Origin of the sequence: Sphingopyxis sp. CCNWLW2, assembly GCF_037095755.1 — a bacterium.
In the GTDB taxonomy this organism is placed as follows: Bacteria; Pseudomonadota; Alphaproteobacteria; order Sphingomonadales; family Sphingomonadaceae; genus Sphingopyxis.
This window is the reverse complement of record NZ_JBAWKJ010000001.1, coordinates 796,019-811,484: the sequence shown is the minus strand read 5'-3', so window position 1 is coordinate 811,484 and position 15,466 is coordinate 796,019. Positions and strand designations below refer to the sequence as shown.

Genomic DNA, 15,466 nt, shown 5'->3' with positions numbered 1-15,466 from the left:
TTTTTGTCCAACGTCGGCGCGCGCGCGGATACGCGCGGGGGTCTGCCGATGGGCATTGTTGGCGTTGGTCCCCGCCGCGATCGCGACGCCCGCCTGCGGCCAGGAAGCGCTCTACTGGGACGTCAACGGCACTTCGATCGGGGAGGGAGGGAGCGCGACCTGGACCCTGTCCGACCCCCGGTGGAGTCTCAGCACGGATGGGGTAAGCGGCCCTTATCGGACGTGGGACAATCTGGCGCTCAACGATGCTTTTTTTCGCGGGACCGCGGGCACGGTGACGCTCGCCCAACCCATTCGTGTTCACAACATCACCTTCGCGACGAATGGTTACATCATAACGGGCAATACGCTGACCCTCGATGGCGTCGATCCGACGCTTTCGGTCACGACGGGCGCTTCGACCATCGCTTCGACGATCACTGGTACGGGACGCGTGATCAAGGCGGGCGGCGGAACCCTGACCCTGTCAGGCAATAACAGCTTCAATGGAGGCCTGACGGTCAGTGCGGGTACCCTGTTCCTCACCGGCAACAACAGTTTCGGCAGCGGCCCGGTGATCACCGGCGGCGCGCTTTCGCTGACCGGTACGAACAGCTTTGTGGGTGATATCAGCGTCAACGGCACCTTGACTGCCAGCGGTGCCGCCGCTCTGGGCACCGCCGGCAACAATATCACGATCTCGGGCGGTTCGCTGAACATCGGCGCGACCGGCGGCACGCTGACGGGACGCACAGTAACGCTCAGCGGGGTGGGCAGAGTCAACATCTCGGGGGCGGGTATCGGCGGCGCCCATTTCACCGGCACCGGCGGGCTTGCCGTCAGTGCCGGGGTGAACCTGACCGACGATAGCAACAACTACAGCGGTTCGACCGCCTTCAATGGCGCAGGCGGTTCCACCTTCTCCTCGATCGGAAATCTGGGCGAAACCAGTTCACTGGGGGCGCCCAACACCGTTGCGGACGGCACTATCGTCATATCGAATCCAAGCGGAACCACCGGCACGCGCAGCGTCTCCTATGTCGGCGACGGCGATGTGTCGAACCGCAACTGGAGTCTGACCGCCAACGGTTATCGCGGCGTGGGCCTTACCAACAGCGGCACCGGGACCCTTACACTGACCGGCGCCATTGGCGTGAACAGGACTTCCCTCGCCCAGACGCCTGCCTTCACGGCGCAGACCGCAGATCTTGAGCTGCTCGGCGTCATCAGCGGCAATGACGTTGCCTTCAACGCGAATGCCGGCCTCGTTCTGAGGCTTGGCGATGCCAATACCTTCGCGAGCGGCAGCATCGGCGGTGCGGGCAAGGTGGAAGCGGCTACCTTGACGAATGTCGGTGTCGCCAGTTCGCTGGGCACAGGCGGCGGGACAGGTATAAGCGGCACTCTGAGCTATGTCGGAGCGGGGGCCAGCACCAATCGTGCCTGGGGCCTCAGCGGCACCCTCAGTAATGACGGGACGGGCGCGCTGACGTTGAGCGGCGGCACGAGTCTCAGCGGCACCGCCACGCTGGGCGGCAGCTTCACCGGCGCGGACAATGTGATTTCGGGCGTGATTTCGGGCGCCGGCAATTTGCGCGGCGCCGGGGCAGGGACCTGGGTGGTCTCGGGCGCGAATAGCTATACCGGCCAGACCATCGTCGATAGCGGCACTCTGCGCGCCGGGGCGGCCAATGCCTTCACCAGTTCGAAGATTTTCCAGGTCAATGGCGGCACACTGGACCTCAATGATTTCAACCAGACGCTGACTAGCCTGACCGGCACTGGCGGCACGCTGGATCTGGGCAGCGCGCTGCTGACGATCGAGGCGCCCACCGGAACCACCGCGAGCTTTGGCGGCAGCATCGCCGGCAGCGGCGGGCTCACAAAATTGGGGGCCAGCACCCAGACCCTGACCGGCGCCAGCACCTATACCGGCGCCACCACCGTCGGCGGCGGCATCCTCAATCTGGATTTCAGCCCGGCGGGAGGTCCCGCCAGCGGCATCGTCGGCAGCGGCTCCACCCTCAATATGGCCGGCGGCCGGCTCAACATCATTGGTGCCGCAGGCGAGAGCAACAGCCAGACCTTCAATGGTTTGAACATCACCGCCGGCAACAATGTCATCGACGCCCAGTCGGGCACCGGCGGCAGCCTGACCGTCAATCTGGGGGCCATTACGCGCTCTGGCGGCCTGATGAACTTCAATCTGCCGACGGGCGGCAACATCACCACCACCAATACATCGCTTGGCGGCTGGGCCACGGTCAACGGCACCGATTATGCCAAGGTGGTAGGCGGCAACATCCTCGCCTTCGTCGAGGCCGACTATACCGACAAGGACAATGCCGCCGACTGGCTCGACAACGAGTTCATCACCGATGTCACCGGCTTCTTCGGCACGGTGACCGGCACCAAGCAGCTCGGCGGACTGCGCTACACTCAGCCGGTGTCGACCACTGTCACGGTCAGCCCCGGCGAGACGCTGGGCGTGGATGGCACGATCATCGTCGCGCCCACGGTGCTGGCCACGAACCAGCTCATCACCGGCGGCATGATGACCGGCGCCAATGGCGGCGTGCTGGGGGTCCAGCAGAACAGTAGCGGCAATTTCACCATCGCCTCGCGGATCGTCGACAATGGACCGGGCATGGGGTTCACCAAGGCGGGGACCGGCCTCGTCACCCTGTCGAACACCGGCAACAGCTATACCGGGGCCACGCGCGTCGTTCAGGGCACGCTGGCCGTCACCAGCATCGGCAATGGCGGCGCGGCGAGCAGCATCGGCGCGTCATCCGCCGATCCGTCCAACCTGGTGCTGGAAGCCAGCACGCTACGCTATACCGGTGCGGGCGACACCAGCGATCGCGGATTCACCTTCGCCAAGTCCGGCGCCATCACGGGCAGCGGCGTCGAGGTTACCAATGCCGGCGCCAACCTGACCTTCGGCGGCCTGGTCACAAGCTCCGACGGTGCGAATTTCACCAAGACCGGCGCGGGCACCCTGACGCTCGCCAACGACACCAACGATTTCACAGGCATCGTCACCGTCAGCGGCGGCCTGCTGGCGGCCGACACATTGGCGGATGGCGGCCTCGTCAGCGGTACTGGCCGGGCGAGCAGCGCGTCCGCCAATCTTGTGCTCGCCGGCGGCGGCCTGCAATATACCGGCGGTACGGCGAGCACCAACCGGGGCTTCACCTTGGGGGTCGGCAACGGCACGGTCGACGTCGCCAATGGCGCCACGACCCTGACCGTCAGCGGCACCGCCGTCGGCACCGGCCGCTTGTTCAAGGCGGGCAACGGCACGCTGATCCTCTCCGGCACCAATAGCTATACCGGCGGCAACACGGTCAATGCCGGCATTCTTCGCGCCGGTTCGACCCAGGCTTTCGGTCTGGCCTCCGGGAGCATGACCCTGGCCAACACCGCCGGCGTATTGCTGGACCTGAGCGGGCTCAACAATGCCGTCGGTCCGCTCAGCGGCGGCGGCGCCAGCGGCGGCAACGTGACCCTGGGCTCGGCCACCCTGACGATCAATGGCGGTGGCGGCAATTATTCGGGTGTCATCAGCGGCACCGGCGGGGTCACGCGCACCGGCGGCGGCACGCAGACCTTCAATGGCTGCAACAATATATATACTGGCCCCACCAGCCTGCAGGGCGCCGCACTGAGCGTGGACTGCCTGGCCAATGGCGGCGTAGCGAGTGGTATCGGTGCGTCCGGCAGCGCTTCCACCAACCTCGTCCTTAACAATGGCGGCCTGAACTATACCGGCAGCACCGTCACGATCGATCGCGGCTTTCAGCTTGCCGGCGGCGCCAGCACGATCGGCGTGATCAGTGCATCCACCACGCTGGAGTTCACCGGCGCCATTGTCGGCGGCGGCAGTCTGAACAAAGCGGGCGCGGGCACTTTGATTCTGTCCGGGACGAGCAGCTCGACCGGCAATAAGCAGGTTTCGGAGGGCGTTCTGCGCGCGGCGCGAACCAATGCCTTTGGCCCCCAGGGTGTGATGACCCTGAACAACACCGCAGGCGTGTTGCTGGATCTCGACGGATACGACACGCTGGTGACCTCCCTCAACGGTGGCGGTGCCATCGGCGGCAACATCAGCCTGGGGGATGCCGTGTTGACGATCATCAACGGCGGACACACCTATGCGGGGGCCATCGGCGGCAACGGCAGCCTGATCAAAAATGGCACCGCCGATCAGGCGCTCAGCGGCTGCAATAGTAGCTATACCGGCGGCACCACGGTCAATGGCGGCACGCTTGTGGTGACCTGCCTGGAAAATGGCGGCGTCAACAGCTCGATCGGCGCATCGTCGTCCGATGCCGCCAATCTGGTGATCAATGGCAGTATTTTGCGCTATATCGGCACGGGCGACAGCACCGACCGCCAGTTCACGCTCGGCGCCGGCGGTGGCGCGCTTGACGCCTCGGGCAGCGGCACGATCGCGTTTACCCATGCTGGCCCATTGACGCTGGCGGGCTCCGCCACGGCGCGCAACCTGACGTTGACGGGCACCAATACCGGCGAAAACATCTTCTCCGCTGAGCTGGGGGACAGCGGCGCGGGGGCCACCGGGCTCGCCAAGACCGGCACTGGCACCTGGCGCCTGAACAATCAGGCCAGCAACTACACTGGCGCGACCACCATCAGCGGCGGCATATTGATCGTCGACAAGCTGGCCGATGGCGGAATGGATAGCAGCATCGGTTCTTCTTCCAGTGCGATGGGCAATCTGGTGATCGGCAACGGTTCCACTTTCCGTTATGTCGGCACGGGCGACATAACGGATCGCCAGTTCACCCTCGATACCGGCGTCACTTACATTCAGGCCTCCGGAACCGGCGCGCTCGTCTTTGACAATGTCGGACCGGTCGGGCTGACCGGCACGAACGCAACGCGCACCGTTGTACTGGGCGGTACCAATACCGGCCTGAATACGATGGGCGGCGCCATCGGCGACAATGGCACCGGCGCCACGACGCTGGCCAAGAATGACAGCGGCACCTGGGTGCTGACCGGCAACAACAGCTTCACCGGCAATACTGTCATCAACAACGGCAATCTGATGATCGGCAATGGCGGCACCACTGGCAACGCCGGCGCGGGCAATGTGATCGTCGATTCCGCGACCTCCACCCTGTCGCTCAATCGCAGCGACAGTTTCATCTTCAGCGGTTCGCTGAGCGGCCCGGGCACGCTCGCGCAGATCGGCGCCGGCACCAGCATACTGACCTCGGCGAGCAACAGCATCGGCGCCACCACGATCAGTGCGGGGACGCTGCAGGTGGACGGCGCGTTGACGACGCCGACCGCCGCGATGACGGGCACGTCGGCCTTGACCGTCAACGGCACGGTCGGGGCGATCGCGGGCGGCACTGTGGCCCTGAACGGCGATGCGGGCTCGAGCACGATCACCGTCGCGGCGGCTGGTACGCTCCGGGGTTCGGGCGATCTCGGCGGCGGCAGCGACGTCGTCAATCTGACGGGTACGCTGAACACGGGCGTCGGCGCGCTCTCGCTCGGCGATGGCGACGATATCCTGGCGCTCAACGATTCCGCTATATTGGCCGGCGGTGTCCTCGGCGCTTCCGGCACCGACATGCTGCAGGTTAATAATGCCGCGGCGCGTACGCTTGCGGGCACGCAGGCCGGCGGATTCGAAACGCTCGCCAAGTCGCTTGGCGGCACACTGCTCCTCACCGGCACGCACGATTATGCGAACAGCGTCAGCATCGCAGGGGGGCTGCTGCAGGCTGACGGCATTCTCACCACGTCGGCGATCGCGATGGCCGGAGATTCCAGGCTGACCGTGAACGGCACGGTGCAGGCAGCGGGGGGCGCCGTCGCGACGATCACGGGCGACGCCGGAGCAAACACGGTCACCGTCACTCCGGGAAGCACGCTGCGCGCCGGCGGCGACCTTGGTGGCGGCACCGATTTCGTCATTCTGACCGGCACGCTCGACACCGGCGCGGGCACGCTTTCGCTGGGCGATGGAGACGACAATTTCGCGCTAAACGATGCGGCGGTGCTCACCGGCGGTGTTGTCGGCGGAAGCGGAGTCGACGCGCTGCGCGTGAACAACGCCGCGAACCGTACCCTCACCACGGCGCAGGTCAGCGGGTTCGAGACGCTCAACAAGACGCTCGCCGGCACGCTGACGCTGACCGGCGATCACAGCTATACGAACGGCGTAACGATCGCCGCGGGCACGCTGCAGATCGGTGACGGCACCGCCACGGGCACGCTCGTCGGCAATGTCGCGAACGCCGGCACGCTGATGTTCAACCGCACGGGCAGCTCGACCTATGCCGGGGTGATCTCGGGCGGCGGAGCGGTCAATCACAACGGCAACGGCACGACGATCTTCACGAGTAACAGCAATTATTCGGGTACGACGAGCGTCGCCGCCGGCACGTTGCTGATCAATGGTGACCAGTCGGGCGCGACGGGGCTGACCAGCGTTGCATCCGGCGCGACGCTGGGCGGTACCGGTACGATCGGTGGCAATGTCACCATCGCCGACGGAGGCATCCTGGCCGCGGGCAGTAACGGCGCAGGCACGCTGACGATCAACGGTGATCTCGCGCTTGGCAACACGACCCAGCTTGACTTCGAGTTTGGTCAGGCAAACGCGTCGGGCGGACCCTTGAACGATCTCGTCGATGTCGGTGGCAACCTGACGCTTGACGGCACACTGATCGTCGCCCAGTCGCCCGGCGGCACGTTCGGACCCGGCGTTTATCGCATGTTCAACTATGGCGGCACGCTCACCGACAACGGCGTCACGGTCGGTTCGTCGGAATATCTGGTGCAGACCTCGGTCGCGAACCAGGTCAACCTCGTCAACTCGGCGGGTCTGACGCTGAGCTTCTGGGACGGCGATGCCGGGCCGCACGCGGATGGCATCATCGGCGGCGGGAGCGGTACGTGGCGCGCCGCGGGCGACGTGAACTGGACCGACAGCACGGGTCTCTTCGCCGCGCCCTTTGCCAATGCGAGCTTCGCGGTCTTCCAGGGTGCCGGCGGCACGGTTGCCGTTGACAATACGAACGGACAGGTCGAGGCGACCGGCATGCAGTTCGCCGTGAATGGCTACACCGTGCAGGGCGGGGGCCTCACCCTCGTTGACGACAGCAGCCAGCCCGGTCAGTCGGTCATTCGCGTCGGAGACGGCACGGCTGCGGGTGCAGACTACACGACGACCATCGCGTCCGATCTGGCCGGCGCGACGCAGCTGGTGAAGACCGATGCCGGCACGCTCATACTCTCGGGCACCAACAGCTACACCGGCGGCACTGCGATCAACGGCGGTACGATCCGGATCTCGCAGAACCTCAACCTAGGCGATAATGGCGGCACGCTCAGCTTCAACGGCGGCACGCTCAACACGGCCGCCGACATGGGGATCATCCGCAGCATCGACCTCGGCGGTACCGGCATCATCGATGTTGACGCGGGTACGCTGCTGACGATCAACGGGACGATCTCGGGCGGCGGCGCATTCGTCAAGAACGGCACCGGCTTGATGATCCTGACCGCCAACAACGGCTACACCGGCGGAACGACGGTTAATGCCGGCATTCTGCAGGTCGGCAGCGGCACTGCGGGCTCGATCCAGGGCGACGTAGTCAACAACGCGCAGATCGCCTTCGCGCGCTCTGACGATTTGGTCTTCGGCGGCGCCATCTCCGGCGGCGGATCGCTCTCGCAGCTCGGCGCGGGCATCCTCACGCTCACCGCGGACAACAGCTACACCGGCGCCACCAGCATCAGCAACGTCAACGCGGGCACACTCCGGCTCGGTAGCGGCGGTACCACCGGCAGCGTCGCGGGCGATATCGCCAATGGCGGCACGCTGATCTTCAACCGCTCGAACGAATACAGCTTCGCCGGAACCATCTCCGGCACGGGTGATGTCCGTCAGGAGGGCACGGGCACCACGATCCTCAGCGCCGACAACAGCTACACCGGATCGACGGTTATCTCGTCCGGCACGCTGCTGATCAACGGCAACCAGACCGCTGCAACCGGCGCGACCAATGTGCTCGGCGGCGGTACGTTTGGCGGCACCGGCACGATTGGAGGTGATGTCTTTGTCGGCGGCGGGGCGACGCTGGCCCCCGGCGATGCGACCGGTCCAGGCACGCTCACCATCAATGGCAATCTCGGCTTCAGTCCGAACGCGACGCTCGCCTATGATTTCGGGCAGTCGAACATCGTCGGCGGCCCGCTCAACGACCTGACCGAGGTCGCGGGCGACCTCGCGCTCGACGGCACGATCGACGTGACCTTGTCGCCGGGCGGCAGTTTCGATCCGGGCGTCTATCGTGTCATCAACTATGCCGGGACGCTGACCGACAATGGACTCGACGTCGATCCCGCCTATTATGTCCAGACGTCGGTCGCGAACCAGGTCAATCTGGTCAACACCTCCGGCCTCACGATGCGCTTCTGGGACGGCGTGAACGGCGGCAAGAACGACGGCGCGATCACCGGCGGCGACGGGCTGTGGCAGAACAGCAGCGGCAACGACAATTGGACCGAGTTTGATGGTTCGGCCAATGCGCCCTTCACCGACGATGCCTTTGCCGTCTTCTCCGGCGTCGGCGGCACGGTAACCGTCGACGATTCGCTTGGCGGCATCACAGCGTCCGGAATGCAGTTCGCGAGCGACGGTTACAGCATCATAGGCACGGGCGTGAGCCTGGTGACGCCCCAAGCAGTCATTCGCGTCGGCGACGGGACCGCGAACGGTGCGGCCTACACCGCGACGGTCGCGTCGAACCTGACCGGCGTCGGCGACCTGATCAAGTCCGACCTCGGTACGCTGGTACTGACTGGCACGAACGGCTTCGTTGGCGACGTCGGCGTCCGGGGCGGCGAGCTGCGGTTGGCCGATGGTGGTACGATCACCAGCGCTAACGGCATCGTGGCGATCGAGGCAGGTGACGCGGCGGTCATGACGGTCGCGGGTAACGATGGCAGCGGCAACGCCTCGACCTGGACCGTCGGTGCCGATTTGTCGGTCGGTTACGGCGGAAATGGAACGCTGAACGTCATTGATGGTGGCCGCGTCGTCAGCAGCGCCGGGCAGGTCGGACTCGATAGCGATGGCATCGGGCAAGTGCTCGTTAGCGGAACGGGTTCGTCGTGGGAAAATAGCGGACGGATCAGCGTCGGCCTTTTTGGCGCGGGTGTCCTGCGTATCGAAAACGGCGCTGCGGTGACGAGCAACGACGGAGTCGTCGGCGGTTCGGGGCAGGGCGATGCAATCATCTCCGGTCCAAGCACGTCGTGGGTCAATACCCAGCAACTCAATGTCGGCAGCTTCGGCAACGGTTCGCTGCGCATCGAAAACGGTGCGAGCGTTACGAGCAATCAGGGCTATGTCGGCGCCAATTCTACCGGCAGCGCGGTGGTGACCGGCGCCGGTTCAAACTGGCTGGTCACCGACTTCACGATGACCATCGGCAATGAGGGCGACGGCTCGCTGACGATCGAAGACGGCGGGCGTGTCCGGGCCGAAGGTGGCTTCTCGCTGGGCGTAGCGGCAGGCGTTACGTCGACGGTGACCTTGCTCGGCACGACCGGCAGTCGTGGCGTTCTGGAAACGAGCCAGATTCGCGCCGGGGCGGGGACCGTGAACTTCACAATGGATGGTGGCTTGCTGCGGGCCACCGCGAACAATAATGTCTTCTTGAACAATTTCGCGACAACCGACGTAACGCTGGGTGCGAATGGCGGTGTCATCGATACCGACGGCTACAATATCGGTATCTCGCCACGCTTCATCGGCGCCGGAGGTTTGGTCAAAGACGGTTCGGGCACATTGCGGCTCGGCGGTGCGAACAGTTACGCTGGCGCGACTCTCGTCAACGCCGGTACGCTGATCGTCAACGGGGACCAGTCGGCGGCGACGGGACTCACGACCGTCTTCTCGGGAGCGACGCTCGGTGGCAACGGGGTTATCGGCGGCAATATCGACATGCTGGATGGCGCCATCCTTGCGCCCGGTGAAAGTGCCGGCACACTGACGGTGGGCGGCAATCTGTCGCTCGCCGGCGCTTCGATCCTGAACTACGAGTTTGGCCAGGCAGGTGTCGCGGGCGGCGCGCTCAACGATCTTGTCAATGTTGGCGGCGACCTCGTTCTCGACGGGACGATCAACGTAACAATTCCGGCGGGCGGAACCTTCGGCCCCGGCATCTACCGCGTGTTCAACTATGGTGGCATGCTCACCGACAACGGGCTCGCGATCGGCATGATGCCGGCCGGGTCCGACGTCTTCGTGCAGACTGCGGTCGCGAACCAGGTTAACCTGATCAACACCGGGGACGCGCTGCTCAACTTCTGGGACGGCAGCGCCGGCGCAAGCAAGTTCAACGATGTGGTCGACGGCGGCAGCGGCATGTGGCGGACCGCGTTGGACAACAGCTGGACCGAGGCGACCGGCGCCGTGAACGCGGCCTATGACAATGGCGCTTTCGCGATCTTCACGGGCACCGGCGGCGTGGTCACAATCGACAATAGTCTGGGCGCGGTCGCCGCGTCGGGACTCCAGTTCGCGACGACGAACTATCGGATCCAGGGCGGTGCGCTCACGCTGACCGGTCCGCAATCGGTGATCCGCGTCGGCGATGGTACCAGTGCCGGGCTCGGCTACAATACGATCATCACCTCCGAGATCACGGGCAGCGCGCAGCTGATCAAGACCGATCTCGGCCGGCTCGAACTCACGGGCACCAACAGCTACACCGGCGGTACCGCGTTCAACGGCGGCACGGTGCAGATCTCCAGCGACGCCAACCTCGGCGCCGCTTCGGGCGGGCTCAGCTTCAATGGCGGCACGCTCGACACCACGGCAGATATCAGCTCCGGCCGCACGGTCGATCTCGCCGGCCAGGGCGTGTTCTCCACCGACGCGGATACGACGCTCAGGCTCACCGGCAATCTCACCGGCGCGGGTCTGATCGGCAAGCTCGGTGCCGGCACGCTGGTGCTCGCCGGCACCGGCAACCATACCGGCGGCATCGGGGTCGCACAGGGCACGCTGCTCGTGAACGGCGACTATGGCGCCGCGACCGGCTCTGTGACCGTGAACCAGCTCACGACGCTGGGCGGCACCGGCACGATCGGCGGCACTGTGAACCTCAGCGGCACGCTGGCGCCGGGTGCAGGCGGCGCGGGTACGTTGACGGTGGGCGGCGATCTGCTTATCAGCCCGACCGCGACGCTCGACTTCGAGTTCGGCGAGGCGGGTGTGGTCGGCGGCGCGCTTAACGATCTCGTCAACGTCGGCGGCAACCTCGTCCTCGACGGCGTGCTCAATGTCGGCGTTCCGGCAGGCGGCGCGTCCGACCTCGGTATCTACCGCATATTCAACTATGGCGGCACGCTCACCGATAACGGCGTCATGCTCGGAACCATGCCCACGGGGTCCAATGCGCAGGTGCAGACCTCGATCGCGGGCCAGGTCAATCTGGTCAATTCCGGTGGCCTCACGCTCAATTTCTGGGACGGCGCGGCCGGCCCGAAAAATGATGGCGTTATCAACGGCGGTAGCGGCGTCTGGCAGGCGAGCTCCGGCAACGATAATTGGACCAATGCCGACGGCTCGGTGAACGCGCCCTATTCCGACGGCGGCTTCGCGGTCTTCGGCGGGGTGGGCGGCACAGTTACGGTTGATGACGGTCGGGGCGCCGTTATCGCCGTGGGCATGCAGTTCGCTGCCAATAATTATGTGATCGCGGGCGACGGCATCACGTTGACGGATCCCACGGCCACGATCCGCGTCGGCGAGGGAAGCGCCGCCGGGGCTGGCTTTACTGCGACGATCAACTCGGCGCTGGGCGGCGCGGCGCAGCTCGCCAAGACGGACGCGGGAACCCTCATTCTCGGCGGCACGAACAGCTACACCGGCGGTACGGTGATCACGGGCGGTGCGATCCGCATTGCGAGCGACAGCAACCTTGGTGCGGTAAGCGGCGCCGTGACGCTCGATAGCGGAACGCTCGAGACGAGCGCCACCATGGCAAGCGCGCGCGACATTATCGTTGCAGGCGACGGTGCGATCTCGACGGCGGCGGACACGGTCTTCACCTACAACGGGATCTTCTCGGGGGCGGGATCGCTCACCAAGGCGGGGACAGGGACCCTGCTCGTCGCTGCCGACAATAGCAGCTTTGGCGGCAGCACGTCGGTCGCTGCAGGGACGCTCGCGGTGCAGGGCAGCCTTGGCGGCGTAGTCAGCGTCGGCGCGGCGGGCCGTGTCGAAGGTGCGGGCCGTGTCGGCAGACTCGTGAACGCCGGCGTCGTCGCGCCGGGCAGTGGCATCGGATCGCTGACCGTTGCGGGTGACTACACCGGCAATGGCGGCGTGCTGGAAATCGAAGCCGCACTCGGCGGCGACGCCTCGGCGGCCGACCGCTTGATCGTGAACGGCGCCACGTCGGGCAATACGCGAGTCACGGTGATCAACCGCGGCGGCTTGGGCGACCAGACGGTGGAGGGGATCAAGATTGTCGACGTCGCGGGCGCGTCGAACGGTATCTTCACGCTCGAGGGCGACTATCTTTTCGACGGAGAGCAGGCCGTGGTTCTCGGCGCCTATGGCTATCGTCTCTACAAGAATGGCGTATCGACGCCGCAGGACGGCGACTGGTATCTGCGTTCGGCGCGACTCAATGGCGCCGGCAATCCGGAAGGTCCCCTCTATCAGCCGGGCGTGCCCGTTTATGAAGCCTATGTCGGGGCGCTGCAGTCGCTCAATCGTCTGCCGACCCTGCAACAGCGTGTCGGCAACCGCTCGTGGGCGGCGTCGCCGATTGCCGGTGCGGGACTGTGGGGCCGGTTCGAATCCGAACGCCAGCGTCCGGAAGCACTTGTTTCGACGAGCGGCGCCGACCGCAAGGTCGACCAGTGGCAGGCGCAGCTCGGACTCGACGCGGCGCTCTCCGAGCGCCGCGACGGCGCCGCGCTCGTCGGCGGGCTGACCGCGCATTATGGCAAGGCGGACAGCAGCGTCGCGTCGGTCTTCGGCGACGGCACCATCGGCACGCAGGGTTATGGCGTCGGCGCGACGATGACCTGGTACGGGCCGCAGGGCTTTTATGTCGACGGACAGGTCAAGCTTAGCTGGTTCGACAGCGATCTTGAATCGAACATCCTCGGATCGCTCGCGCGCGGCAACAAGGGCGACGGACAGGCGTTCAGCCTCGAACTCGGCAAGCAGACCCCGATCGGCGGCAACCTCAGCATCACGCCGCAGGTCCAGATGAGTTATGCCAAGGTCGATTTCGATCGCTTCGCCGATCCTTCGGCGGCCGCGGTTTCGGTGGCGAAAGGCGAAAGCCTGAAGACGCGCTGGGGGCTGGCGATCGATCATCAGACGAGCTGGAAGGGCCGCGCGGGCGATACACGCCGCACGCGCCTCTACACCGTGATGAATCTCGGATACGAATGGCTCGATGGCGCGGTTGCCGACGTATCGGGGACGCCGATCGCCAACCGCGACCACCGCCTGACGGGCGAACTGGGGCTCGGCGGCAGCTATAGCTGGGGCGATGACCGCTTCACCCTCTATACCGAGGTCTCGGGCGATACCGCGATCGCCGACTTCGGCGCGGGCTATAATTTGAAGGGCACGGCGGGATTCCGGGTGCGGTTTTGATCGCTGTCGGAATATGACGCGGGAAAGCAAGTGAGCCCTTCAAAGACTATGAGGGCGTCAGGCCAATTTGGGTCTGATGTCCGCTTCTTGCGATTGGTCGTCAAAAGCTGACTGGCAGCAAACGGCCAAAAACGGCTGCATTTGGATTCTGTAGTTCCGACTTCAGCGGAGAAATTATCGGCCCAGTCACATCAAGCCGAGGAGCGGATTAGGTGATCGAACGCAGAGAGCGACGCCTTTGATCCTTCGCCCATCGCGATGACGATCTGCTTGTACGGCACGGTCGTCACGTCGCCCGCGGCAAATATACCGGGCTGGCTTGTCGCGCCGCGCGCGTCTACCTCGATCTCGCCGCGGTCGCTGAGCGCCACGGCGCTGCCCAGCCATTCCGTGTTCGGAATGAGGCCGATCTGGACGAAGATGCCTTCGAGTTCGACAAGATGTTCCTCATCCTTGTTGCGGTCGCGATAACGCAGGCCAACCACCTTCTCACCATTGCCGAGCACCTCGGTGGTGAGCGCTGACGTAATGATCGTGACATTGGCCAGGCTGCGTAGCTTTGTCTGGAGCACCGCGTCGGCGCGAAGCTGGCTATCGAACTCGATCAGCGTCACATGCGCGGCGAGCCCGGCGAGATCGATCGCCGCCTCAACGCCCGAATTGCCCCCACCGATCACCGCGACGCGCTTGCCCTTGAACAGCGGGCCGTCGCAGTGCGGGCAATAGGCGACGCCCTTGTTGCGATATTCGGCTTCGCCCGGGACGCCCATTTGGCGCCAGCGCGCGCCGGTCGACAGGATCACGGTCTTGCCCTTCACGCTCGCGCCGCTCTTGAGCTTCACTTCGTGGAGGCCGTGCGCGCCGCCGGGGATGAGCTCGGCGGCTTCCTGAACGTTCATAACGTCGACGTCATAATCCTTCACATGCGCCTCGAGCTGCGTGGCGAGTTTCGGGCCCTCGGTGTGCTGGACCGAAATGAAATTCTCGATCCCCAGCGTGTCGAGCACCTGCCCGCCGAAGCGTTCGGCGACGATGCCGGTGCGGATGCCCTTGCGCGCGGCATAGATGGCGGCCGCGGCGCCGCCGGGCCCGCCGCCGACGACGAGCACGTCGAACGGCTCCTTGGTGGCGATCTTCTCGGCCGCCCGCGCCACGGCGCCGGTGTCGAGCTTCGCGACGATCTGCGCGAGGTCCATCCGGCCCTGCCCGAAAAGCTCGCCGTTGAGGAAGACGGCGGGCACCGCCATCACCTTGCGGCGTTCGACCTCATCCTGAAAAAGCGCGCCGTCGATCGCCGTGTGGCGGATGTTCGGGTTCAGCGCGGCCATGATGTTGAGCGCCTGCACGACGTCGGGGCAATTCTGGCATGACAGCGAGAAGAAGGTTTCGAAGACGAAATCGCCTTCCAGCGCACGCACCGCGTCAAGCAGTTCGGCCTCTTCTTTCGGCGGATGACCGCCGACATGGAGGAGCGCGAGGATCAGCGAAGTGAATTCATGCCCCATCGGCAGGCCCGCGAACATGGCTTCGGCGCGGCCCTCATCGGCGCGGATCGCGAAGGACGGGCGGCGGGCGTCGTCGCCGTCGAACCGCGCGGTGACGAGGTCCGACTGCGCCGCGACCTCTTCGACCAGGCTGCGCATCTCGGCCGACTTGGGCGATGCGTCGAGGCTTGCGACCAGCTCGATCGGTCGGCGAAGGTTGCCGAGATAGGTCTTGAGCTGGGAGGTCGTGTTGGCGTCGAGCATCGGCATGGGGAGAGCCTTTCGGACAGAAACAGGGGTTCGCCGCGGGGAACGGCGT

2 protein-coding genes are annotated in these 15,466 nt (G+C 65.4%); one reads left to right on the top strand and one right to left on the bottom strand.

The window, feature by feature from the left end; translation table 11 throughout:
- The first annotated feature begins 58 nt into the window (after positions 1-58).
- The gene (locus V8J55_RS03795; RefSeq protein WP_336444419.1) at positions 59-13,663 is read left to right on the top strand and encodes an autotransporter-associated beta strand repeat-containing protein; all 13,605 of its coding nucleotides are present in this window, start codon (positions 59-61) and stop codon (positions 13,661-13,663) included.
- Positions 13,664-13,854: 191 nt separating this feature from the next.
- On the opposite strand, the gene ahpF is transcribed toward V8J55_RS03795, so the two are convergent.
- Positions 13,855-15,411 (bottom strand): alkyl hydroperoxide reductase subunit F, encoded by a 1,557-nt coding sequence (gene ahpF / locus V8J55_RS03790; RefSeq protein WP_336445702.1) that lies wholly within the window; start codon positions 15,409-15,411, stop codon positions 13,855-13,857.
- Positions 15,412-15,466: the final 55 nt, after the last annotated feature.